The organism is Streptomyces sp. ISL-1 (assembly GCF_018614585.1).
Lineage (GTDB): Bacteria > Actinomycetota > Actinomycetes > Streptomycetales > Streptomycetaceae > Streptomyces > Streptomyces maoxianensis.
On record NZ_JAGGOI010000004.1, the window covers coordinates 83,764 to 107,087 of the forward strand.

Genomic DNA, 23,324 nt, shown 5'->3' on the forward strand with positions numbered 1-23,324 from the left:
GTCAGATCCCCGTACAGGGAACGGGCCAGCGATGCAGCCGCGGCGGCAGGGCTACCGCCCACCCGTCAGCGACCAGGGCGAGTCGCTCGGCCGCGAGCAGGTCGACGGCCTCCCGCTGCACGGCGCTCAGTTCACTGAGCGCCGTGGCCTCCTGCACTGTGCCGAAGGTGGTGAGCAGATCCGGGTGGTCGAGGGTGAACCTCGCCGAGGCGGGTCGTTCTCTGCGGTCCATGACGGTGATGAAGTCCGGCCCGCGGCGGTGGTAGAGCATCCCGGTGGGGAACGCGGCGTACGAGGTGCGCCACTCACTCAACTTGCCTGATTCACCGGGCCGTTCGGCGGGCGGCGGGAGGTGGTGCAGCATCCGTGCGTCATACGCATCGCCGCCCGGCGTCTCTTCGTGAGCAATCTCCCAGTGCGTACGGAGCCCATGGCTCTGGCACTCGCGCAGGAACTGAACCGTCAACGCCGTCTCGCGCCCCGCCCCGCCCAGGCGTAGTGGCTCGTCCACGTGGACCTGCCGGCCAGTTACGCGGTGGGTGACGGTGGCGGGCAGCCCGGTCATCCGGCCGCCGCCTGACGGTCCGCCGCCTGACGGTCCGCCGCCTGACGGTCCGCCGCCTGACGGTCTGCGGCGTGGTCCGCCGGGTCGCTGTCGATGCGGACCGGCACCTCCCACGTGGGCAGGGACACGTACGTCCGTCCATCGCGGAACAACAGCCCCATCGCCTGAGCTTGCTGGATCCATACGTTCAGCTCTCCGGCCGGGACGTCATGTCCGTCGCCGGTCAGCAGCCGGTGCAGTGCAGGCTCGGTCCGCCCGTCCTCCAGCCGGCGCAGTGCGACCGCCTGCCAGCCGGTCAACCGGTGGGTGCGCCGGGGCCAGCCGTGCCGCTGGTCGTGTACGAGCAGTACGTCCACGCCCTCCTGCGGCTCTGCTTCCTCCATCACCAGACTCGATCCGGGATGTCCGTCGCGCCAATCCCCGACGGCCCGCTTGAGCCGGCTCTCGGCCTGCCCGCCGATGCCCGCATCCTCCGTGTCGAACAGATAGACGAGATCGGTGAGTTCGACCTCGGGTAAATCGTAGACATGCTGGTACATCTCGGCGGGACGCCGCTTGCCGAAGCCGAACCCCGGGTCGGTGAAGTTCGGGCTGAACCGCTCCAGTTGGATACGGTGGGCGCCGCCCGGGGGCTGCAGGTGTACGAGCGCGGGCAGTTGGTCGACGACAGGGGCGTAGTCCTCGACGGTCTCGCCCGGGAAGCCGTACAGGTAGTTCCAGGTGCAGGTCAACGAGTGGTTCTCGCACTCGCGAAGCGTGCGTACATTGCGGGCGCCGCTGACACCCTTGTCCATGAGGTCGAGGACCCGGTTGCTCAGACTTTCGATGCCGGGCTGGATGAGCACCGCTCCGGCCTGGCCCAGGAGCGCGATCTGTTCGCGGGTGAGGTTGGACTTGACCTCGTAGTGCATCCGCAGGTCCCAGCCGCTCTCGACGGCGAGTGGCAGGAAGTCCTTGAAGTACGCCATGTCGATGATGTTGTCGACGGTGACGACGTCGAGGATGCGGTGCCGTCGTACGAGGTGGTCGATCTCGCTCCACAGCTGCGCCCCCGTCTTGGCGCGGAAGGCCATGGAGGAGCCGTTGAGCCCGCAGAAGGTGCAGTGGTGCTTCTCGCCCCACCAGCAGCCGCGCGCTCCCTCGACGACCAGCTTCGGGTACACGTATTCGAGGACCGGGGACGCCTCCAGGGCGGCCTGCCACTGGTCGTAGTCGGGGGCGGGGATGTCGGCCGGCGCCACGGTGCGCCGGGACTGGGTGTTCACCCGGGGCGTCCGGCCGTCCCACCAGCACAGGCCCGGTACGTCGGCGGGCTGCGTTCCGGCGTCCAGGTGGCGCAGGAGTGCCGGGAAGGCGTACTCGCCCTCGCCGCGCACCACGAGGTCGACGAAGGGGTGGTTACGGTGCAGGGCGTGCCCCATCGGGCCGTCGCAATTGCTGCCGCCGAAGACGACGGTGAGGTCGGGGCGGCAGCGCTTGAGCTCCCTGGCCAGCGCGAGTGAGGGCACGTTCTGCATGAACGTGCTGGTGAACCCGACGACATCAGGCTCCTGAGCGAGCACCTCCGCCGCGCACTCGACGATGAACTCGGCCGCGTGCACCCGCATGTCGGAGGCGGTGTCGGTGCAGATGCCGCGACTCGCCGCGTACTCCTTCAGGCGTGCGACACCCCAGTTCTCGTCCTCGTACAGAGCACCCGAGAAGACCCAGTCGCCAAGGCCGTCGAAAATCGAATCGCTGCCGATCGCCTCGTAGTCACCGGGGCGCAGCCACCCGCCGGACCGCTCAAGGAGGAACTCCGCCCAGCGCAGCGAGCCGTGGAACTCACGCACCTCGTCGTCCGAGCGGACCTGTTGCAGCAGTCGGTGCAACAGGCCCACCTGGAGGGACGGCAGATCGATCGGGTGCCAGGGCATGGTCACCAACTGAACACGCATACCGCCCTCTCCGTCCCGTGGACACCTGCCTGCGCTCCCCCGGTCAGCGGCTCGGCGGCCGCTTCTCCATGACGGCGGGCCGGCGGTTCGTGCGCTCTTCTTCGCGGATCACTACCTTTTTGATCTCCACGGCCTCTCCCTTGCTCGACTACCTCGAACACCCGTGCTGTCAGGGGTAGTTCACCCTAGAGGGCATCGCAAGCGCCCCACAAGAGAACGCGTGACTCTCCGCTCACGGGCTCGGGCGATCTGGGCGGATCGCCGGCACCGTGCGGCTCCTCACCGGCGGCCCGGCCGAACAGACCATCGCCGTCGACCTCAGCGTTCCGCAGCGGGCGATCGCTCCGCCGCGGCCGGCTGCCGGGCGCCCGGCGACCCACTGACGGGCCGCATCACCGGCGCCACACCTCTCGGGGTGGCTTCGTCGGCACCCTCCTCGTACACGCCGTCACCCGTGGCCCGGCGGGCGAATCCTCCGGGCGACTTGCCCGACCACCGGCTCATCCAGTGACCGTATAAGTCTGTACATCGAAAGGTCTGACCGAGCGAGTTCGTGGGCGTCACCGTCACCGAGGCGCCCTCCACCAGCACCTGTGCCAGCGCGTCCAGTTGGTAGATCTTGCAGTGCTGCCGCAGGACCCGCCCGTCGCGCTTCCCGTATTGCTGTTCGCGGTGTCCAGTACGTAGAAGAGAAGAGGCTGGAGGCTTGCCGTCACCGGCACAGCCGAAGCGGTCCTTGCCCGGTGCGGACGGCTCCGACCCCGGGCGGTGCGCCCGCGAGTTCGAGCCGACCGCTGTTTCGGGCCGCAGCGCCGACGCCACCGCCGGGGCGCGGCGAACCCGTCACCACGGCCGAAGCCAGGGTCACCGGGTTCTGCGGCACGGTGGCCCCTGGAGTGACACGGTGCGGCACCGCGAGGGTGGGCCAGGCCGGGGTGCGGCCCGACGTCGTGGCGTGCCGGGCGAGTTGTGCAGGCAACGGCTCAGACGTCGAGGTCGACGTCGGTGATCGGGTACGCAACGCAGAAATGGGTGTAGCCGAAGCGTTCGTCGGACAGGCGCAGTTCGGCCTCCCGGGCGGTGTGGACGGTGCCCTTGAGGATCCGCACGCGGCACAGGCTGCACTCACCGGAGCGGCAGGCCGCCTCCGGGCGGATGCCCTGGGTCCTCCAGGGGGCGGCCGTCCGGCGCGACGTCGGCCCCGTCGCGGCCTTCCGCGACGTCGCAGTTGTCCCTGCCCTGCCGAAGACCCGCTCCGGCAAGGTTCTCCGCAAGACAATGCGCGGCATCGCGGACGGCCGGGACGAGCCGGTCCCCGCGACCATCGAGGACGCCTTCGTGCTCGACGCATTGCTCCCCGTCCTGCGCAACCGCCCTTGAGACGACGCGGCGGTCAGGAATGACCGAGGTCCGGCGTCAAGCGCGAGCTGCGTGCCTTGGTGCTGAGCGGCTGACCGCGTTGACACAGCTCACCTCGACCGCGGCCGAGGCCGACACGGGACATCCACGCATAGGGCGCCGGGGACCCTCCGTCCCCGGCGCCATGCCTCCAGGCCTCGGGTCCCGAGCCCCGTCCTGGGAGCGGCCATTCCGGCCAGGTCCTGTCAAGCAGCCGTGGACCAGCCGTTCCCGGCGATGGCGACCCGTTCCATCACGCGGCGGTTGAGGTAGGCCCCAGACGACCGCATCGCGTCACGGTGCGTACTCGAAGGCGCCCATGTCACAGGCCAGGCCCTGCGGACGCCGGATGCCTCGCTGGTCAGCGGCGGGGCATCCGTCGTCGGCCGCGTCGACGGCCGGGCTGCCCGGCAGCAGTGCCACGGTGTCCGTGGGCCCGCCGTGGTCACCGAGGGAAGCGAGGCCGGGAGACCGGCGTGGAAGGTCACCCTCGGCGGTGAGGTGGCAACTGTTGCCGCTGTCGAGGTTGTTGCCCAGCGAGCCGATGGTGGCGAAGACGTTCTTGCAGTCGCTGGTGGTGCTGCCGATGGTGTTGCCGGCAATGATGGTGTTCTGCAGCGAGAGGTGACCCAGCGGCAGGTTGACGGTGTCGGTGACCGGCCGAGGCAGGCTGTCCAGGTAGGCGGGGGCGATGTTGATCCCACCGCCGCCGTCGGTGGCGGTGTTGCCGGTGATCGTGGAGTTGCGGATGTCCACCCGGCCGGTGCCGCGTATGTCGATGCCGCCGCCGTAGCCCGCGAGGCTGCCCGGACGATCCCAGTCGTCGGTCACGTGGTTGTCCGCGATCGTTGAGTTGACCACGGTGCCGGTGTCGTCGAACCGGATACCTCCGGCCTCGCCCGCCGTGTTGCGGCTGACGGTGCTGTCGGTCAGTGTCAGGTGGGAGTCGGGGATGTTGAAGATCCCTCCTCCGTAGCCGGCGGAGTTCCCCGTTACCGTCACCCGGCGCAGCGTCATGTTCTTGCTGTTGGCGATGCCGCCTCCTCCGGGGTCGGTGAAGGGCACTTCCCGCTGCTTGGCGTCTCCTCCCGTGATGGTGAGGTCGGACAGTTGCGTGTCGGCGCCCATGCGGAAGACCCGGTCGATGCCGCCTGCGTCGATGACGGTCCCCCGCGCCCCGGCCCCCTGGATGGTGGTCGGCTCGAGGATGTTCAGATCGCCTGTGGTCGGGTCGGCGGTGCGCCCGTTCAGCAGGTCGGGGTTGGGGGGAATGGTCAGCCGGTAGTGGGCGGCGGGTAACTCGATCGTGCTGCCGGGCCGGGCGTTCGCGGCCATGACCGCCGCGCGCAGGGTGCAGGTTCCTGTGGCGGTGCGGCAGAGGCCGTCGGACGGGTCTGCGTCTACTGCGTCCGCCGTGGAGTCGACCGTGAGGTGCGCGGCCGGTGGCAGTGCCTGCGCAGGGGCCGGGGCGACGACGGCCACTGCTGAAGCCAGCGACAAGGCGGTGAGTACGGGAAAGGCGGTCCGAATTCTCAAGTGACTCTCCAGGGTGTGGCCGACCGGAGCGGTGCGGCTGATGGGGTCTTGACGTCTTGACTGCGGTGGCGTGCGGAAGTGCCGTGTGCGGAAACGCCGCGTGCCCTCCGTGCCTCACCGCCCGGCGACGTGGGGGCGGTCGTCACGGTCGGCCGGGAGCGCCGTCGGTGTGAAGGTGACGGGCAGAGTGGCCAATCCTCGGATGACGCTGGGACGCCGGCGCACGGCCTCCTCGTTCACGGCGAGGGCCAGAGCGGGCAGGCGGCGCAGAAGCGTACCGATCGCGATCTGGCCCTCGAGGCGGGCGAGCGCCGCGCCCAGGCAATAGTGGAGGCCGTGCCCGAGGGCGAGGTGCGGGTTGTGCGCGCGGGCGATGTCCAGGACGTCCGGCCGGTCGAACCGCCCCGGGTCCCGGTTGGCCGCGCCGGTGGAGAGCACCACCGTCTCACCGGCGGCGATGGCGGTGCCCGCCAGGCGCAGATCCTCGCGGGCGTAGCGTACGACGCCGAGCATGACCGGCCCGTCGTAGCGGAGGAACTCCTCGACCGCGGACGGTAGCAGGGCCGGTTCCCGGCGAAGTCGGTCCAGTTGGTCGGGATGGAGGAGGAGCAGCAGGGTGCCGGTGCCGATGAGGCTGACGGTGGTCTCGTGGCCTGCGACGAGCAGCAGGACCGCAGTGCCGACCAGTTCCGCGTCCGACAGCCGGTTCTCTTCACCGGCGGCGGCGAGTGCGGTGAGCAGGTCGTCGGCGGGTTCGGCGCGCTTGCGCACCACGAGGTCGGCGAGGTACCCGCCGAGGTCGGCCCGGGCCTGCTCGGCTGCGGCGGCCGCCGCCGGGGCCACGGGCGGGCTGAGCATGTCGGCCGACCATCGCCCGAACTGCCCGCGGTCCTCGAAGGGTACGCCGAGCAGTTCACATATGACCGCGACCGGGAGCGGGAGTGCGAAGTCGGCGACCAGGTCGGCCCGGCCGAGTGGGGCCACTGCGTCGATGAGAGAGTCGGCGATCTGCTGCACCCGCGGCCGTAACGCCGCCACTCGCCGAGGGGTGAAGGCGCGCGAGACCAGTTGGCGGAGCCGCGTATGGTCGGGTGGGTCCGTGGTGAGCATGCTCGGCGGCCGCCGCCCGTCTCCGCCTGGTCGGGCGGAGAGCGACGCGGCGCTGCCGGGGGTGCGTGGGTCGCTGCTCAGTGAGGGGTGTGCGGTGGCGGCCATCACGTCGTCGTAGCGGGTGACCATCCAGGCGTGCCCGCCGCCTCGCAACTCGACACGCTGCACCGGCCCAGATCGGCGCAGCCGGTCCAACCAGGGGTAGGGATCCCGCCGTTGTTCGATGTCGGCAGGGAGCTGATGGGTGATGAGATCGCTCACGGCGCTTCTCCCGTAGGGCGGGTGAACACTGCGGAGGGGATCGGATTCTCAATTCTGTAGTGAGCGTTCCATACGGAGATGCGGATGTCCATGGAAGTACGGAGCAGGGTGGTTGGGATTCGCCGCCCGCCACGTCCACGCGCTGGTCTCGGTGGAATCGCTGCGTCGTTGTAGCCAGGTCCTTGATCCACGGTCCGAGGGCACGTCAGTGACGTCAACGACTCGGCGTCGGGCCATGGCCGGACCCGCCTGCGGGTTCAGCCATGACCGGATGGGACGACGAGTGTCGACAAAGGACCGGCTCGACACTCCATCCCGTTGACCACAAACCCGCAGGCGAGCACTGTCGGCAACCCACGTCGGAAGTCAACGCCGGTGGACGGCACGGCCGATGGATTGCGACACATGCTCATCAGTCGCGCCCGGCTCTCGACCGCCGGCCAGGGCCCCGGCCACAGAATCACGCCTGCTGCAAGCCGGCCTCGACGGCGACAACACCGACGACGACCAGGCGAGGGGCGCCAAGACGTCCCGCCCCGAGACCGCCCGCCCGCGTGCAGACAAGGCTTGCGACATCCCTGAGCCGCGCAGATGGCCCAAGGGGTCGGCATCAGCGTCCGTGCCGCCCTCAAGGGCTGCGAGCCCAGACAAGACTCGGGCCGTCGCAGGCAGGTCATCGAAGGGACGATCCCCTGCCTCTCCGGCAACCGCAGGGCGCTGCCCGGCATTCCTCGGCCTCGCCGCCGCCCCACGCTGCCGGTCCCCGCCAGATGTGAGCCCCGCGAGGCAGCCGCTCGGTACCGCGGGCCGGTGACGGGGCCTTTCAAGCCGTCGCGCCACCCCTTCCCTCGTCAGTTGTGTAGACAGCATCGCCTCTGAATGGAACGCTCACTACAGAGCACGTAGTTGGCACTGATGCCCCGCGCGCCGGGCAGCGCGGCGCCACCGTCCAGAGGACGGCGCCTGTCGACATCGGCGCGTACGAACAGACGCGGTGGAACCCCGGAGCCGCCCGCGACGGCGCGGCAGCTCCGGACGTGGACCGCCGTGCATTCCTTCGCCGAAGCAGACGGAACCCAACAGAAGGAGACCGATGAGATTCCGTGACGTACGCCGTACGGTTGCCCGCGCCGCGACCGTAGGCGCTGCACTGCTGCTGTCGTTCAGTGCGCCCCAACCGGCCTCCCCCGACTCCGGGCGAGACCCGCTGGTCGTCCGCACCGCGCACGGCACGGTCCGGGGCAAGACCGGTCCCGATGGCGGCCGGGTGTTCAAGGGAATTCCCTTCGCCGCCGCGCCGACGGGGGAGTTACGCTGGCGCCCGCCCCGGCCGTCCGCATCATGGTCCGGCGTGCGGGACGCCACCGCACCGGCCAGTCCATGCCCCCAACTGCCCCTGACGCTGCTCCCGGACGGCGGGCCGGTCCTGCCGGGTGACTCCAACCGCACCGGCAGCACCTCGGAGGACTGCCTGTACCTCAATGTGTGGACCCCGCCCCGCACCGGCGGCCGGACGCTGCCGGTGCTGGTGTGGCTGCACGGCGGCGGCAACGCCTACGGGGCCGGCAGCGACTACAACGGTGCGGCGCTGGCCGCCCGGGGCGTGGTCGTCATCACCGTCAACTACCGCCTCGGGGCACTGGGGTTCCTCGCCCACCCCGCGCTGTCGGCCGAGAGCATCGACCGCGCATCGGGCGACTACGGTCTGATGGACCAGCAGGCCGCGCTGCGCTGGGTACGGCGCAACATCGGCGCCTTCGGCGGCGACCGCACCAGGGTCACCCTGGGCGGTCAGTCCGCCGGGTCCCTCGACACCTGCATCCACATCGCCTCGCCGACCGCGCAAGGCCTGTTCCACCGGGCCGTCCAGCAGAGCGGCAGCTGCCTGTCCGACGGCGCTCTCGAACCCCTCACCCTGGCCGCGGCCGAGAGGAGGGGGCAGAGCTTCGCGGCCTCGGTCGGCTGCACCGACCCGTCGAACGTCCCCGCCTGCCTGCGCGCCGTACCCACCGGGGAGCTCATCCGCGGCGCCCCTGCGGCGGCGTCCCTGTGGACACCGAACACCGGACCGGCGGTCCTTCCGATCCCACCGCACAGGGCATGGGCCGAGGGGCGGGTGAACGCGGTCCCGACGCTGAGCGGCAGCACCCATGACGAGTACCGGTACTTCACGGCGCTCAACGTCGACCTGCTCGGCGGCGGGCCCCTCACACCGCAGACCTATGCCGCCCTGATCAAGCTGCAGCACCCTGCCCGGGCAGCCGCCGTTCTCGGCACCTATCCGGCGTCCGCCTACGCCTCGCCGAACCTGGCCTACTCCGCTGTCGGCACCGACCAGCGCTTCGCCTGCCCGGCGCGTGCCGACGGCCGCCTGTACAGCCGCCGGGTGCCCGTCTACGCCTATGAGTTCAACGATCCCCAGGCGCCTGCGTTCATCCCGGCGCCGTACACCCCGCAGGGTGCGTTCCACGCCTCGGAGCTGGCCTATCTGTTCCCGATGAAAGCCCTGCCGCTCACCACCCCGGCACAGCGCCGGCTTTCCGCCACGATGACCGGCTACTGGGCCCGATTCGCGGCCACCGGCAATCCCAACGGGCCCGGCACCCCCGTCTGGCCGCGATACAGCGCCGACCGTGACCGCATCCAGGTTCTGGCTCCGGACCGGACCGCTCCTACCAACGGCTTCGCGGCCGACCACCGCTGCGTGTTCTGGCAGCCCGCCAACACTTCCTGACGACTGCCCCGGCGCTCCGCGGGCAGGCCCACCACCGCCGCACGGCAGCGCTTCAGGACACATCCGGGGCGCGTCCCGCCGAGCGGGAACTCCCCACGGGAACGCCGTGGTGGGCCGCCAGGGCAAGCAACGCGACGCGCAGCGGCTCGATCTCCAGGGAAGTGGCGGGCTCGAACCAACGGGCCACGGCGGTTCCGCTCGCCGTTCTGAGGGTGAAGCGGGCGAGTTCGTCCGACACCTCGGGGCGACCGCCCAGGTCGAAGACGACGCTCAGGGAATCCTGGGCCCACTCCAACAGCGCGTCGCGGTAGTGGCGCAGCTCGGCCAGGGCGGCCGTACTGGCGTCCTGCCGCAACATGCCGACCGCGAGCAGCAGCTTCAGGCTGTGCGGGTGGCGTTGGAAGCTCTCCCCGACCGATCCGAGAAAGGTGTCCAGCCTGTGCCCTGCATCCGCACCGGGTACGTCGACCGGAGGCAGGGCCGCCAGCAAGGCGGTTCTTGCGCGTTCGAGCACCGCCACGTAGATGCCGTCCTTGCTTCCGAAGTGCCAGTAGAGGGAACTGGCGGGGAGTCCACAGGCGGCCGAGATCATCGATATGGACGTGGCGGCGTAACCGTGCTGGGACATCAGCTCAGTTGCGGTGTCGAGAATCGCGTCGTGGGACCGCATGCCGCGCTCACGGGCCGATGCCTCTGTCATGCGCCCGACTCTAGATCAGCCGACCGGCCAAGCACAGCGGTTCAGAGGAATCATCCCAGGTCAGAACACCTGGTCCGGTCGCAGGGTCCGCCAGATCCGATCGGGCAGGATCCTGACGGCCTGGGCGAGGCCCAGGTGTCATGTGGGAGTTCAGCTGGAATCCCGCGGGCCTGCTGAACCGGGCGGCGGACAACAGCGGCCTGGGGGATGCCTTCCTCCAGCCCGGTGTGCGCTACGGCGACGACAGCGTCAGCAAACTCGACTCGCTGAGCCTGCAGTTGGCGGTTCTGCGGCCTCGGGGAATTCGGCCACTCTGCTCCTGGCCGAGTTCCTGGGGGGCGCGTTCCTCCTCACACTCATCTCCAGTGTCGCCTTCACCACGGTCCTGGCCGTGGTCGCCGGGATCGTCCTGGCCGCCTCGACCGCGCTGGCGCACGACCTCTACCAAGTCGGGTTCAGGAACGGCAAGGCGTCGGAGAAGAGTGAACTCCTGGTCGCCAAGGGCTCGGTGCTGCTCATCTGTCTCGTTGGGACAGTGCTGTCCATGTACGCCCAGAGCCTGAACATCTCGTTCATGGTGGGTCTCGCCTTCGCCGTCGCGGGGTCCGCGGTCCTGCCCGCGCTCCTCTACAGCATGTACTGGAAGGGCTTCACTACGAGAGGGGCGCTCTGGAGCATCTACGGGGGGCTGTTCGCGTCGGTGGGGCTGGTGCTGCTCTCCCCTGCCCTCTCGGGAGATCCGATCGCGCTGTTGCCGGACGCGGACTTCGCATTCTTCCCACTCGGCAACCCCGCAGTGGTCTCGATCCCTCTCGGCTTCCTGCTGGGCTGGCTGGGATCGCTCCTCGACCCGAGCGAGGCGGACGGGGCGGAGTTCACCGAGTTTGAGGTTCGTATCCTCGCCGGAGCCGGATCGGTCCCGGAGAACGAGCCGGCTGCAGGAGCGCCGCCCGACCGATCGAAGCGGGCACGTTGATGGGGCTCCCGCTGAGAGGCGGCTGACCCCTGAACTCCCCCACCGGCGCCGGGTCTGCGTTCCGACAACGGGCAGAAGGCAATCCGACTCGATGGTGAAACGAGCTGGTGCGGGCGGAAGGCGACCATCAGCGGCAGAGGGCCTGTGTGAGTTCGCGATGCCACTGGATTCCAGGATCCGGGCCATTTCCGGACCGCCTCATCCACCCCGGAGCATCGGCACCATCGTTTCCGCCGGTAAGCACCGTGCAAGTCCTGTGCCACCAGCAGACGAAGAACCTGCTGGTGTCGTACTCGCCGAAGAAGCTGGGATTCTTCTAGCGGTGATCGAGGGCCTCTGACCTGCAACTGCGCGGGTTGGAGGCCCTCTTGCTGCGGGCAACCGCTCGCCAGACTACGAGCACACAACGCGCTCTTTGTCCCAACCTGCCTCGCCCGAATCCCACCGCTGGCTGGTGAGCGGGTTCGCGTTCGACACCCTCTTTTAGGCCCCGGTTCAACTACCGCTGGCCCATTCCTCTCGTTGGGAGCCCGGTGTGCATCGGCCAACCACCGCACCCACAGCCTCGTCGGCACCGCGCCGGAGCCGAGGGACGAAGGCTGCTCGTACGCGACGCTCACTCTGCCCGTCGGCACCGACAAACGCGACGCGAAACTGCACCTCGAGAGGGTCGACCGAGGAGTCGCTCAGGGAGCTGGAGCGCCGGTTACTGTGCGGATTCCCCCGGACCCTCAAGTTCCGTGAGTACCGTTACCTACGGAACGTTCGCGGGGGGCCGCCGAGGCGGCGTCGCGATGCCGGAAGTCGATCGGGCGTCGTCAGATCGCCTCGTGGTCCTCCCGCGAGTGCCCGCAGACGCGGATGATCGCACCTGCGCCGATGTCCGGCCCCGTGAAGTCCTGGTACTGGCTGAAGCAGAAGTCGGAGTCGCCACGGAATCCCGGACATCCGCAGGTTCGGATCGGAGGGCCGGGCGATTCCACCCCGGTGCAGAATTCCAAGGACCCATGTGACGCGGGACCTGGGTCGATTCCGGACCGGGCGAGCATGTCGGCAGCTGTACCTCGTGCCTGACTGACCAGCCGCGCCGCCTCTCTGAGGGCTCGCACATGCTCGTCACTGAGACCGTCGGGCAAATAGGACATCATGGCTCCTGTCGATCGATGCGGGGCTTGGCGGCCCCTTCCTGCGCCGGTGGCGGTGGTTCGGGCTTTGGGGATGCCATAACTCTGCCCGTCGGCGGTGAGATGGGCGCGGGTAGAGGAGCCGGTCGAGCATGGAGAGGGCGGTGGTGTGTTCAGGCGGGAAGCGGCCCGGGTGACGGACCTGGCGTGTAGCACCGGCGTCAACGCGGTAAACGCCACCGAATTCGGTTCACCGCGGCAAGCGCAGATCCGGGAAGGCGCGGAAGAATTGCACCCTGCGGTCGTCCTTCTTGCGGATCGACATGGCCCCTACTGGCCACATCACTCCCTGTTCCAGAGCATCCGCGCGTTACGAGCCCCTCTGTTTCGGTGGATCCGGCTCATTCCTGCGCGGTCACTGCTCGTCGACGCGCTCGCACACAACGAATCCGGGTTCGATTTCTGAGCATTCGAAGACCGGCTGAGAGATCCCCACCGTCATGGTTGTACCCAAATCCTCTCCATGACCCGCGGGGTGGTATGCGAGCGAGAAGTGCCGGACCGCATGGGGGTACTTCTCGAGTAGACCGCGAAATTCCACGATCAGTCCGCCAAACTCCTCCGGGATGGTGTCGCTGCTCTTGCGTTGCTCCGTCATGACCGCCTCCTTGGTCAGAGAATCGCTGGTACCGCCTCGAGGGGCAGTCATAGCCATCGACGCCGTACCACCGCTTGAGTACGTCACGCCGTCGCCCACTTACCAGCTTCAGTTTCGCGCGACGAACGCGCATTCGCAGCGTGCGCCACACTGATGGACCGGACCGAGCTCAGGAACAGGCCGCGGCCGTTCTCGCAGTAGCCGCGGATGTCGGAGTTGCTGAAGAACTCCGGATCCGCGAGCGGACTGTGACCGCCGTGCCGGGCGCCTCTGCGCCCATGCCTTGTTCGACCGTTCAACTTTCTCCGATGACGCTTGGTTCGGCAGCACAGAATTCGCTGACCACACTTCGTTCGGCGCCGCAACATTCACGTGCGATGCCCTGCCCGGTTCGGCAGCGCAACGTTCGCAAGCCGCGTTGGGTTCGACGGCGTCATATTCCACCGCAGAGCCGGATTCCGTGGTGTGACATTCTCGGACGACGGCTGGTTCGGCAACACGATATTCTCCGGCAACACCCGGGTTCGTCGGGGTGAGGTTCACGGGTAACGCCTTGTTTGTCAGCGCAAAGTTCGCCCCAGCGATCCGCTGCCTGAACGCATGACGACCGAGCGGTTCGAGAAGGCGTCCTGAGGGTCGTCATCAACTCGGTTGTCTTCCGCTCCTCCGGCCAGGACCTCACCACCACAGGCACCTACACCGAGATGGGCTCCCGCATCACCGAACCGGTCCTGCTCGGACTCGCTGTCCTGGCCATACGCAGCCGCATCAAACGGTGAACCAACCAGGCCAAGGTGGTCGGACAGCGCACTGTGCGCGATCGATAGGGGTGTCGTCACTGGGCGCGTGTCACAGCACGGGTGGCCACATTCGACATGCGCGTCGCCACGGTGGGGCGGAACCCGTGGTGTCGGCCGAACGAGGACTGGGGCCCTCGGGCAGGGCCGGGATACGTGCCGCGACGGACAGGCCATCGGCTCGGCCATCGGAGCCACGGCCGTCGGGTGACGTCATACGTGAAAACCACCCAAGATGAACGTGGAGGCCAGCAGCGCATCGGCCAACTTTCGGAGAGTCGCCACGCTATGCGGGTGGCCGGGCCCACGCTGGGCATGCCCGACTGGAACGTCCCTCGGCATGTCCGTGCGGAGGGGCAACCGGAGGAGACGCGACCGACAAGCGAGCATGACTCGTGCACTGATCGCGCCCGACCGACGCGGAGGACTGGACGAATGCCGAACGAGCACGCGGGACAGCCGGCGCGGCCCGAAGACCTCATCGATACGCCTCGGCTGGTGACCGCGTACTACGCCTTGCACCCCGATCCGGCCGAACCCGCCCAGCGTGTCGCCTTCGGCACGTCGGGACACCGGGGTTCCTCCCTCGCCGCCGCCTTCAACGAGGACCACATCGCCGCGACCAGCCAGGCGATCTGCGAGTACCGAGCCCAGCAGGGGACCGACGGCCCGCTGTTCCTCGGCGCCGACACCCATGCGCTGTCCGAACCCGCCCGGGTGACCGCTGTGGAGGTCTTCGCGGCGAACGGCGTCACCGTGCTCATCGACTCCGCCGACGGCTACACCCCCACCCCGGCCGTGTCCCATGCCATCCTCGCCCACAACCGCGGGCGCACCTCCGGCCGGGCCGACGGCGTGGTCGTCACGCCCTCGCACAATCCCCCGTCCGACGGCGGCTTCAAGTACAACCCGCCGAACGGCGGGCCTGCCGGTTCAAAGGCGACCGGCTGGATCCAGGAGCGCGCCAACGAGATCATCACGGGCGGTCTGAAGGACGTACGGCGGCTGCACTACGCCAAGGCGCTGGCCGCGCCGGCCACCGGACGGTACGACTTCCTCGGCGCCTATGTGCGAGATCTGCCTTCCGTACTCGACCTGGACGCGGTCCGCGCCGCGGGTGTGCGCATCGGCGCCGATCCGCTGGGGGGCGCGTCCGTCGCGTACTGGGGCCGCATCGCGGACGAGCATCGCCTCGATCTGACCGTCGTCAATCCGCTCGTCGATCCCACCTGGCGGTTCATGACCCTGGACTGGGACGGCAAGATCCGGATGGACTGCTCCTCGCCGTATGCGATGGCGTCGCTGATCGAGGGCCGCGACCGCTTCCAGATCGCCACCGGCAACGACGCCGACGCCGACCGGCACGGCGTCGTCACCCCGGACGACGGACTGATGAACCCCAACCACTATCTCGCCGCCGCCATCGCCTATCTCTACAGCCACCGCGAACAGTGGCCGGACGACATCGGCATCGGCAAGACACTGGTGTCGTCGAGCATGATCGACCGGGTGGCGGCCGACCTCGGCCGGGAGCTGATGGAAGTGCCAGTCGGTTTCAAGTGGTTCGTGGACGGGCTGGCCGACGGCACCCTCGGCTTCGGCGGTGAGGAGTCCGCCGGGGCCTCCTTCCTACGCCGTGACGGCTCGGCGTGGACCACCGACAAGGACGGCATCATCCTGGCCCTGCTCGCGTCCGAGATCCTGGCCGTGACGGAGCGGACGCCGAGCGAGCACTACGCGTCGCTCACCGCCCGGTTCGGCGAGCCGGCCTACGCCCGTGTCGACGCTCCCGCGACCCGCGAGGAGAAGGCCGTACTGAGCCGGCTCTCTCCCGACCAGGTGACGGCCGACACCCTTGCCGGGGAACCGATCACCGCCGTGCTCACACAGGCTCCGGGCAACGGGGCGGCCATCGGTGGCATCAAGGTGATCACCACCAACGCCTGGTTCGCCGCGCGCCCTTCGGGTACCGAGGACGTCTACAAGGTGTACGCCGAGTCCTTTCTGGGACCGGACCATCTGACGCGCGTGCAGGAGGAGGCCCGGTCCGTCGTGGCGGCGGCATTGAACACCTGACCGCTCCCCTCGAAAATGGCAGGGCCGCGGTGTTCCTCTGCAGCGACGCCTCAAGCGGGCATCATCGGCCGCCAAGGCTGTTCCGCACACGGGGTGGCTTTCGGCCACGAGTTACCTGCGGAAACACCTTTCCCTGCAGATCCCACTGGTTCACTATGGGCTCTTGTTTCCTGCTGGTAACACGCTGGCGTGTTTCCGCCTGGGCAGGTGGGTCGGTCGCGCCGTAGTGAGGAGTCAAGAGGGTGCCAGAGCTCCACTACGGCGGTCCGGATTCCGCGGGCAACGTACAGGTCTACAGCGCCCTGTCGGACGCGGAGCTCACCGAACGCATTCGCGCCGGTGCCCCGCGCGCCTATCCCGCCGTCCAGGAACTGAAGCGCCGTCATCTGTCCGCTGTCCTCACCTATGCCCGGCTCTGCGGACGCAACCAGGTCGCGGGGAACCAGCTGGCCATCCAGACGTTCGATCTCGCTGCCCAGGAGGCGTGCCGGGGCATCCAGCCGCGGGGCAACTGGCGTCACCATTTGCTGATGCTTGTTCAGCGGGTAGGCCTCACCTGGGCCGACAGCGGCCGAGGGGACCGGCTCCAACCCGACTTCGTCGCATGGACCGATGACCTTGCCGACTTCACGCCACCGGGTCTTCCGGAGTCCCGACGCCTTCGGTTCGAGGAGTCGTCCGCCATGCTCACCGGCTTCTACCAGCTGCCTGAGCTGATGCGGGGCGTCCTCTGGTACGCGCTGGTGGACGAGGAGCCGGATGCCACGGTGGCCGGCTTCCTCGGCGCCGAAGCGAATTCCGTTCCCGAGCTGCGGGACAAGGCGCGCCACGCCATGCGCCAGGCCTATGTGCGGGCGTATCTGGAGCTTTGCGGGGACCGGAAGTGTCTGGGGTTCCGACGCATCATCGAGGCGGCTGCGAAGCCGGGGGACGGGCGCCGCAGCGAGGATCTGACGCTCCATCTGGTCGAATGCCCCAGCTGCACCACGCTGGTCGACGAGCTGACGCGGATGGCGGACGACCCGCGAGCCGTGTTTGCCGAGGGCCTGCTCGGGTGGGGCGGCGCGGCCTATGCGGCTCGCGGCCCCGTACGACGCGGCCTGCTCGACGTCGTACCGGCCCAGCTCGACCGGTCAACGGCCGGTATGGCGCCGTTCACTGACTCCGCGAAGCTGATGCAGAGCGACGTGATGCCGCAAGGGGGCGCAAGGCGGCTGTCCCCGCCCGTCCTCCTCGTCGCGGTCGCTGTCGCGGCCGCCGTCGTCGCCGGCACTCTTCTGGCGGCCGCCTCCGAGGACTCCCGTCCGGTACGCGACCACGCGGAGGAGCCCCCGCTCCGGCCGGCCTGGCCCACCTCGGCCGTGTCTTCTCCCTCCCCGTCGCCGAGCCCCACCCCGGAGCCGTCGAAGAAGCCTTCGCCCTCGCCGAGCCCCACCACCTCGGCTCCCGCCCCCGAGCGCCCGGCGCCCACTCCCTCGAAGAGCGCCCCGCCCCGGCCGGTGCCGATCGTCCCGGGCGGCGGCTTCACCCAGGTCGTCAACGCGGGTTCCGGACTGTGCCTGGACATCGTGAACGGAGTGATGGAGAACCGTACCGACGTCTTCACCGCGCGCTGCAACGGCGCCCCGACCCAGCAGTGGAGTCTGGACTTCATCGGCCTTCTGCGCAGCAGCGCAGATCCCGACTACTGCCTGGACTCGCGAGGCGACACCGATCGCGGCGTGGGCATCTGGTCCTGCTCCTCCGTCAACGGCAGGAACGGCCTGAATCTGCTCTTCACCGTCGATGGGTCAGGGGTAATACACTCACAGATCGCGCCCGACTTCGCCGTTGAACCCCAAAGAAGCTCTGAGGGCAGTCTGCTCGACTTCGACCCCACCGACGGAGACAGCGACCAGCACTGGACCGCCGGCGCGTCGCCGAAGGACTAGGAGTTGCAGGAACGGCTGCGGCCGTTTCGAGCTCAAACGCTGCCGAGCGGTGGCGCCGCACGCCCCGACGGCCGCCGCGTGGTCACCGACGACCAGGCGGGCACGTTCGCCGTGGTCACCGGAGACGTGCTGACCGCACCGGCGGACGCCGATCTTGCCCCCACGCACTACAGGGACTGGCTTCAGCAGCCATAGACGGACGCGGGGGCCGCGGGACCGGTGGCAGCCGCGGCGCCGGGTGGGGCCCTCATACCTGTGGCGGCACGACACTTCGCGTTCCTGACCGCCGCGCTCATGTCCATCGTGCCGGCCCTCGCCGGTGTCAGCGGCGCCACCGGCGCCCCGGGCGCCCGGATGACCGACACCATGCTGGGTTGCCTGATCGCCTTCGGGTTGGGACATCTGCCTCGGCTCGGTGGCCGACAGCCGGCCGCTGACGAGCACTGGGCCTGGGCCGCGCAGTAGCCCGCGGGTGCGCGCTCCGGGTGAGGCGGCGACCTCCAGCCGCACGGGGCGCGGACGCGGACCCCGAGCCCTGCGGTGCCGGGCGGCAGCACGGCCCACCGCGCGGCAGCCGCGCGGTGGGCCATGGCAGGCGGGGTACTGCTCCCCTGGAACGTGATCGCCGACTGTCGACGGCCCCAGTGGCCGCGTTGTTACGGCGCCATCTCGTACGCCCCGGACAGTGCCTCGACACGCTCCCAGACGCGCGCCGAACGCGCTTCGTCGACAACGGGACGCCGGACCGCGCCGAGCGCCCAACGCTGCTGTTCCGCGGTGGCGGAGTCCTTGCCGTGCAGCTCGACGGCGTGCGCGGAGAAGTCGCGTACGAGGACGGAGAACAGCTCGTCGAGCACGTCCTCGTCCAGGCCCGTCAGGCGGGCCTGCTCCAGGATCAGCTGTCCGTGCACCACCAGCGCGAACAGCTGGCCGACAGAGAGAAGAAGATCCAGGTCGCGGCTCTGCTCCTCGTCGGGAGCGGCGGTGGTGACGAACTCGCACAGAGCGTCGGCCTGCTCCCGGAGCCGGGCGACGTTCGGCACTTCGGCGTACGCGTCGTAGGCGGTGCGCCAGTCGTGGAAGCGTACGGAGCCAAGGCCCCGGGCCGGCCCCTGCCGGAAGAGGAACGCGTCGTCGGCCGCGTCGAGGCGGGTCGGCACAGCCGCGTAATCGGCGGGGTGCAGCAGGTGGTTGCGCATGAACTTGAGGATCAGCGCGAGGTTGACGTGGACCGTGCCCTCGAGCTTGGGCAGCCCCCGAATCTCGACGGCGGCCTGGGCGAAGTAGGTGTCCTTCTCGAAGCCCTTGGCGGCGATGACGTCCCACATCAGGTCGATGACCTTCTCGCCCTCCGTGGTCACCTTCATCTTCGTCATCGGGTTGAACAGCAGGTAGCGGCGGTCGTCGGGGCCGGCTGAGCGGAAGTAGTCGACGGCGCGGTCGCTGAACAGCTTCATGCCGACGAGACGGACGTATGCGTCGGCCAGCTCGCGGCGCACGTGCGGGAAGGCGGTGACGGGGCGGCCGTAGAGGATGCGGTTGTGCGCGTGGGTGACGGCCTCGTACATCGCGTGCTCGCAGATGCCTATCGAGGCGGTGCAGAGGTTGAACTTGCCGACGTTGACGGTGTTGAGGGCGGCGTCGAAGGCGGCGCGGCCGGTGTGCAGTACGTCGTCGGGGCCGACCGGGTAGTCGTCGAGCCGGAACTCGCTGACGTACTTGGAGGAGTCGACGACGTTCTTCACGAGGTGGTACGCCGGGTGGCGGCTGTCGGCGGCGAAGAAGACGTAACCGTCCGGGCCCTCGATGTCGGTGCGGCGGCCGAAGACGGAGACGAGCCCGGCGGCGTTGCCGTTGCCGATGTAGTACTTCGAGCCGCTTGCCCGGAAGCCACCGTTGCCATCGGGCTCCAGCAGCATGTCGGTGGAGTAGATGTCTGCGCCGTGGGTCCTCTCGGACAGGCCGAAGGCGAACACCTCGCCCTGGGAGAGGAGTTCAGCCGCGCGGGTGCGAGCAGCGGTGTTGTCGCTCTGCCAGACCGGGCCGAGACCAAGGATGGTCACCTGCCACGCGTACCAGTAGTCGAGGCCGTAGAACCCGAAGATCTCGTTGAGCGCGGCGATCCGGCCGGTGTCCCAGCGCTTTTCGTCCTGTCCGTCGGTGGCGGCCGAGGCCGGGGTGAGGAAGGTCGCGAACAGTCCTTCCTTGGCGGAGAACGCGAGGAAGTCCGCCAGCCAGGTGCGGGAGCGGTAGTCCTCGATCAGCTTGCGCTTGCCGCGGTCCTCGAACCAGTCGACAGTGGCGCGCAGGAGCCTGCGGGTCTCGGGGTCGAAGTGCGCCGGGTCGTACGTGCGCGGGTTGAACAGCAGGGGGTCGGCCATGAGGTTCGCCTTCCGAGGTGCTGAGAGGTGAAGGTTGCGGTTGCTGGTTGCTGATTGCTGATGGAAAAGGCGGGGCAGTTCAGGTGCGCGGGCGTGACGCGCCGAGCCGGTGGACGGTGGCGAGTACGTCGTCGAGCCAGGCGATCGTCATCCGCTCGTACGCGATGCCGCCGCGCAGCACGACATGCTGCAGTTCCTGACCGGCGTCGGGCGGTGCGGAGGCCTCGGGCCCGGTGAAGTCACACAGTTCCCCGGCGAGATAGTGCGCAAGCCGGTCGCTGTGCACCTGGCGGTGCCGCTCGACTTCGTGGATCAGCGCGGAAGGGTCGTCGAAGGCCGCGCCGCGGATCTTCACGGCGAGGTCGTGCCGGACGCTCTCGGATTCGATCGGCTCGTGCAGCCACTGAGAGAGAGCGGCCCGGCCGAGGCCGGCGACGGAGTACTCCTTCTTGTCCGGCCGGCCCTGCTGCGGCACCTCGCGGACGCCGAGCAGGCCGTCACTCTCCATGCGCTTGAGAACGCGGTAGATCTGCTGGTGCGTGGCGGTCCAGAAGTAACCGATGGACCGCTCGAACCGCCGGGCCAGCTCATAGCCGGAGCCCGGCTTCTCCAGCAGAGAGACGAGGATCGCGTGTTCGAGCGCCATACCCCGATCCTTCTATGCAACTCGTTGCATAGACAAGCGGCAGTGCCGGGGTGAGACACGGCTCACCCCGGGACGGCGGGGCCCCTCGCTCACCGCGTCCGAGTGGATCTGAGGAGAAAAGACGCCGAGGCTGCGCCGAAGCGTGGGTCGAGTACCGCCGCTGCTGGTACGGCGGCGGTCCCGGCTGCAAACGGCCCGAGCCCCGCGACAGGCTGGGGCGCCCTTTCAGCCGCGGATGAGGCGCGGATCAGCCGCGGATCAGCAGGACGACGGCGGCCGCCACCACTGCCAGCACAAGCGCGACGACGCCGTAGACCAGCCGGTGCGCGCGCAGCACCGGAATGTAGTGGTCGAGGGCGTAGCGGCCGGGGCCGGTGAGGGTGAGCGTCGCGGCGGCGGCCAAAATCAGTACTTCGTACTCGATACCCTCGGGGGCGAAGAAGCTGCCCCACCCCACGGCGATTGCATTGATCATGACTCCCACGATCGCGGCGCCGGCCAGTGGTGTGAGCAGGCCGAGGGCAAGACCAAGGCCGCCAAGGGTCTCGCTGAGACCGGCCAGGAGGGCCATGGCCTCGCCGTGTGGATAGCCGCTCAGTTCGAAGCCCTGCCCGGTGCGGTGGATGCCTGGGCCGCCGAACCAGCCGAACAACTTCTGTGTGCCGTGTACGGCCATCGTCAGGCCGAGCACGAGGCGCAGCAGCAAAAGCCCGACGTCGTAGGCATGTGGGGAGGGGGCGTCGCGGACGGTAGCGGAATGAGTGGGCGTCCTGGAGGTGGAAGTCATGAGAACCCCTGAACAGTCAGATGGACTGAGGTTTCGACCCCCTTGTCGACGGTAGCCGGAGATCCGGCCGGTCGCCCCAGCAGCTACTCGGTGTCCAGCTCGGCACCGGACGCGCCGGTCATTCGGCCCTCCCTCGAGATCGCCCGACGGAGGCGGCGATTATGGGCTCACCGTGCCTGCGGCGGAGAGAGCAGCGGTATATCGGCGCTAAGACCTGTGCTCCGGAGCCAGGGCTCGACCCGGCTCCGGTCCCGGCCAGGCGCGACCGGCAGGGGACGCGCTCCCCCGCCTGGGCTCGGGCTGTACCGCCGGCGGGAGGGTGCGCGGTCCGGCCGCGGTGCCGCGAAGGGTCATCGAGGCGGTCGTGGCGGATCGCCGCCGCCATCGGGAGCGAGGGTGCACCTCGTGGTCTTTCCGCTGCGGGACTCCCGTCGCGAACCCCAGGCCGATCCGATGGCCTGCACCAGGTGGTCCCGCGCCCTGCTCGTCCTCGGGCGCCGACTGCTTTACCGCCGGGCGGGGGCGACCCGTCGTCCGTACTGAGGCGGCTCAGCGTCCCAGCACCTTCAAGGGCTTGTCGAGACCGATGTCCAGGAAGCTGTCCGCGCTCGTCTTGTGGACGACCGCCTCGTCGGCGGCGGGCGCGAGTTCGGGCATGATCAGCCGGCCCAGGGTCAGGCGAACATGCCGGTGCGAAGCGTGGTGAGCGTGCGGGTGAGGAGTCGGGAGACGTGCATCTGGGAGATGCCCAGTTCGGCGCCGATCTGAGACTGGGTCATCTCCTGGCCGAAGCGCATCTCGATCATGCGTCGCTCCCGGTCCTCGAGCCGTTCCAGGAGGGGGGCCAGGGTATGCAGATCTTCCATCGTCTCAAGGGCGGGGTCCGGCGCTCCCATCACGTCGGCGATCGTTCGCGCCTTGTTGGCCCGGCCGTCGTCGCCGAGGTCGTTGGGCATGTCGAGGGAGCCTGCGATGTAGCCGTTGGAGGCGATGAGGCCTTCGATGATCTCGTCCTCGCTGAGCTTCATGTGCTCGGCGAGTTCCTTCACCGTCGGGTCGCGGTCCAGGCCGTCGGCGAGCTGTTCCTTTGCCTGGGCGATCCCCACGCGCAGTTCCTGCAGGCGCCGGGGGACGTGGACGGCCCAGGTGGTGTCGCGGAAGAACCGCTTGATCTCGCCGACGATGCAGGGAACGGCGAAGGAGGCGAACTCGACCTCGCGGGACAGGTCGAAGCGGTCAATGGCTTTGATGAGACCGATGGTGCCGACCTGGATGATGTCCTCCATGTCGCCGCTGCCGCGGTTACGGAAGCGGCTCGCGGCGAACCGCACCAGGGTGAGGTTCATCTCGATGAGAGTGTTGCGCGCGTACTGGTACTCGTGCGTGCCCTCCTCGAGAACCTGGAGCCGGTCGAAGAACAGCTTCGAAAGGGCCTTGGCATCCTTCGGGGCGACCTTCCCCGCGTCCTCGATCCAGGGCAGCTCATCGACGCGGGCCGGCATCGCGACCGGAGAAGACGCTCCGGCCTCAGCCTGCACGGTGTCGGCCGTCTGCACAGAAGTCCCTGTCATGTCCCCAGCCATTCCGTCGTCGTGCGCTCTTCTCCTAACCGCGCCTTCCCGGATGTGAGTGCTCCATGTCTGTCACCTTCATTCCGCGTGATCCGGGGAACGCGGTGGAGGTAGGGTCAGCGAAGTGCGACGATGC

At 69.0% G+C, this 23,324-nt stretch carries 18 protein-coding genes and 2 pseudogenes; 7 read left to right on the forward strand and 13 right to left on the reverse strand.

What is annotated here, in order from left to right; all coding sequences use genetic code 11:
- Position 1 precedes the first annotated feature (1 nt).
- The 4 genes from J7E87_RS02400 to J7E87_RS02415 form a co-directional block, all read right to left on the reverse strand.
- Complete coding sequence (locus J7E87_RS02400; protein ID WP_215089309.1) at positions 2-565, reverse strand: DUF5825 family protein; 564 nt, start codon at positions 563-565, stop codon at positions 2-4.
- Positions 562-2,502, reverse strand: coding sequence for a RiPP maturation radical SAM C-methyltransferase (locus J7E87_RS02405; protein ID WP_215089311.1), 1,941 nt, complete (start codon positions 2,500-2,502; stop codon positions 562-564). Before J7E87_RS02405 ends, J7E87_RS02400 begins: the two co-directional genes overlap by 4 nt.
- 318 nt (positions 2,503-2,820) lie before the next feature.
- On the reverse strand, positions 2,821-3,006 hold the full coding sequence (locus J7E87_RS02410) for a hypothetical protein (RefSeq protein WP_215089313.1): 186 nt from the start codon (positions 3,004-3,006) through the stop codon (positions 2,821-2,823).
- Positions 3,007-3,485: 479 nt separating this feature from the next.
- Positions 3,486-3,611: a hypothetical protein gene (locus tag J7E87_RS02415; protein WP_308312819.1), complete on the reverse strand. Its 126-nt coding sequence runs from the start codon at positions 3,609-3,611 to the stop codon at positions 3,486-3,488.
- A gap of 67 nt (positions 3,612-3,678) precedes the next feature.
- On the opposite strand from J7E87_RS02415, the pseudogene prpE reads away from it, so the two are divergent.
- A pseudogene (prpE, locus tag J7E87_RS02420) lies at positions 3,679-3,882 on the forward strand (propionyl-CoA synthetase); the annotation flags it as partial.
- 312 nt (positions 3,883-4,194) lie between these two features.
- On the opposite strand, the gene J7E87_RS02425 reads toward prpE, so the two are convergent.
- Both J7E87_RS02425 and J7E87_RS36065 read right to left on the reverse strand, forming a co-directional pair.
- Positions 4,195-5,436: a right-handed parallel beta-helix repeat-containing protein gene (locus J7E87_RS02425; RefSeq protein WP_215089316.1), complete on the reverse strand. Its 1,242-nt coding sequence runs from the start codon at positions 5,434-5,436 to the stop codon at positions 4,195-4,197.
- Between the two features lie 114 nt (positions 5,437-5,550).
- Positions 5,551-6,807 (reverse strand): cytochrome P450, encoded by a 1,257-nt coding sequence (locus J7E87_RS36065; RefSeq protein WP_308312820.1) that lies wholly within the window; start codon positions 6,805-6,807, stop codon positions 5,551-5,553.
- A gap of 1,093 nt (positions 6,808-7,900) precedes the next feature.
- Between J7E87_RS36065 and J7E87_RS02435 the strand changes: the two genes are divergently transcribed.
- Complete coding sequence (locus J7E87_RS02435; RefSeq protein WP_215089319.1) at positions 7,901-9,541, forward strand: carboxylesterase/lipase family protein; 1,641 nt, start codon at positions 7,901-7,903, stop codon at positions 9,539-9,541.
- Between the two features lie 52 nt (positions 9,542-9,593).
- Here the strand turns inward: J7E87_RS02435 and J7E87_RS02440 are convergent, their stop codons facing one another.
- Positions 9,594-10,241, reverse strand: a complete 648-nt coding sequence (locus J7E87_RS02440; RefSeq protein WP_215089321.1) for a TetR/AcrR family transcriptional regulator — start codon at positions 10,239-10,241, stop codon at positions 9,594-9,596.
- On the opposite strand from J7E87_RS02440, the gene J7E87_RS02445 reads away from it, so the two are divergent.
- Positions 10,240-11,217 (forward strand): cation acetate symporter, encoded by a 978-nt coding sequence (locus tag J7E87_RS02445; protein WP_251016863.1) that lies wholly within the window; start codon positions 10,240-10,242, stop codon positions 11,215-11,217. The two genes, J7E87_RS02440 and J7E87_RS02445, sit on opposite strands and share 2 nt — an antisense overlap.
- 818 nt (positions 11,218-12,035) lie before the next feature.
- Here J7E87_RS02445 and J7E87_RS36370 read toward each other — a convergent pair.
- Complete coding sequence (locus J7E87_RS36370) at positions 12,036-12,365, reverse strand: DUF6422 family protein (protein ID WP_374195124.1); 330 nt, start codon at positions 12,363-12,365, stop codon at positions 12,036-12,038.
- Between the two features lie 391 nt (positions 12,366-12,756).
- On the reverse strand, positions 12,757-12,999 hold the full coding sequence (locus tag J7E87_RS02450) for a hypothetical protein (protein WP_215089325.1): 243 nt from the start codon (positions 12,997-12,999) through the stop codon (positions 12,757-12,759).
- Positions 13,000-13,596: 597 nt separating this feature from the next.
- Here J7E87_RS02450 and J7E87_RS34760 point away from each other — a divergent pair.
- The 4 genes and pseudogenes from J7E87_RS34760 to J7E87_RS02470 all read left to right on the forward strand — a co-directional run.
- A pseudogene (locus tag J7E87_RS34760) lies at positions 13,597-13,778 on the forward strand (pentapeptide repeat-containing protein); the annotation flags it as partial.
- 453 nt (positions 13,779-14,231) lie between these two features.
- Entirely contained in the window at positions 14,232-15,872 is a 1,641-nt protein-coding gene (gene pgm / locus J7E87_RS02455) for a phosphoglucomutase (alpha-D-glucose-1,6-bisphosphate-dependent) (RefSeq protein WP_215089328.1), read from the forward strand.
- 242 nt (positions 15,873-16,114) lie between these two features.
- Entirely contained in the window at positions 16,115-17,803 is a 1,689-nt protein-coding gene (locus J7E87_RS36070) for an RICIN domain-containing protein (protein WP_215089330.1), read from the forward strand.
- Positions 17,804-18,058: 255 nt separating this feature from the next.
- Entirely contained in the window at positions 18,059-18,268 is a 210-nt protein-coding gene (locus J7E87_RS02470) for a hypothetical protein (RefSeq protein WP_215089331.1), read from the forward strand.
- A gap of 191 nt (positions 18,269-18,459) precedes the next feature.
- On the opposite strand, the gene J7E87_RS02475 is transcribed toward J7E87_RS02470, so the two are convergent.
- The 4 genes from J7E87_RS02475 to J7E87_RS02490 form a co-directional block, all read right to left on the reverse strand.
- Positions 18,460-20,184 (reverse strand): acyl-CoA dehydrogenase family protein, encoded by a 1,725-nt coding sequence (locus J7E87_RS02475; RefSeq protein WP_215089333.1) that lies wholly within the window; start codon positions 20,182-20,184, stop codon positions 18,460-18,462.
- Positions 20,185-20,263: 79 nt separating this feature from the next.
- Positions 20,264-20,830 carry a PadR family transcriptional regulator gene (locus J7E87_RS02480; RefSeq protein ID WP_215089335.1) on the reverse strand — a complete coding sequence of 189 codons (567 nt, stop codon included), beginning with the start codon at positions 20,828-20,830 and terminating at the stop codon, positions 20,264-20,266.
- 247 nt (positions 20,831-21,077) lie between these two features.
- Entirely contained in the window at positions 21,078-21,617 is a 540-nt protein-coding gene (locus tag J7E87_RS02485) for a DoxX family protein (RefSeq protein WP_215089337.1), read from the reverse strand.
- Positions 21,618-22,291: 674 nt separating this feature from the next.
- Positions 22,292-23,188 carry a SigB/SigF/SigG family RNA polymerase sigma factor gene (locus J7E87_RS02490; protein WP_215089339.1) on the reverse strand — a complete coding sequence of 299 codons (897 nt, stop codon included), beginning with the start codon at positions 23,186-23,188 and terminating at the stop codon, positions 22,292-22,294.
- Positions 23,189-23,324 lie beyond the last annotated feature (136 nt).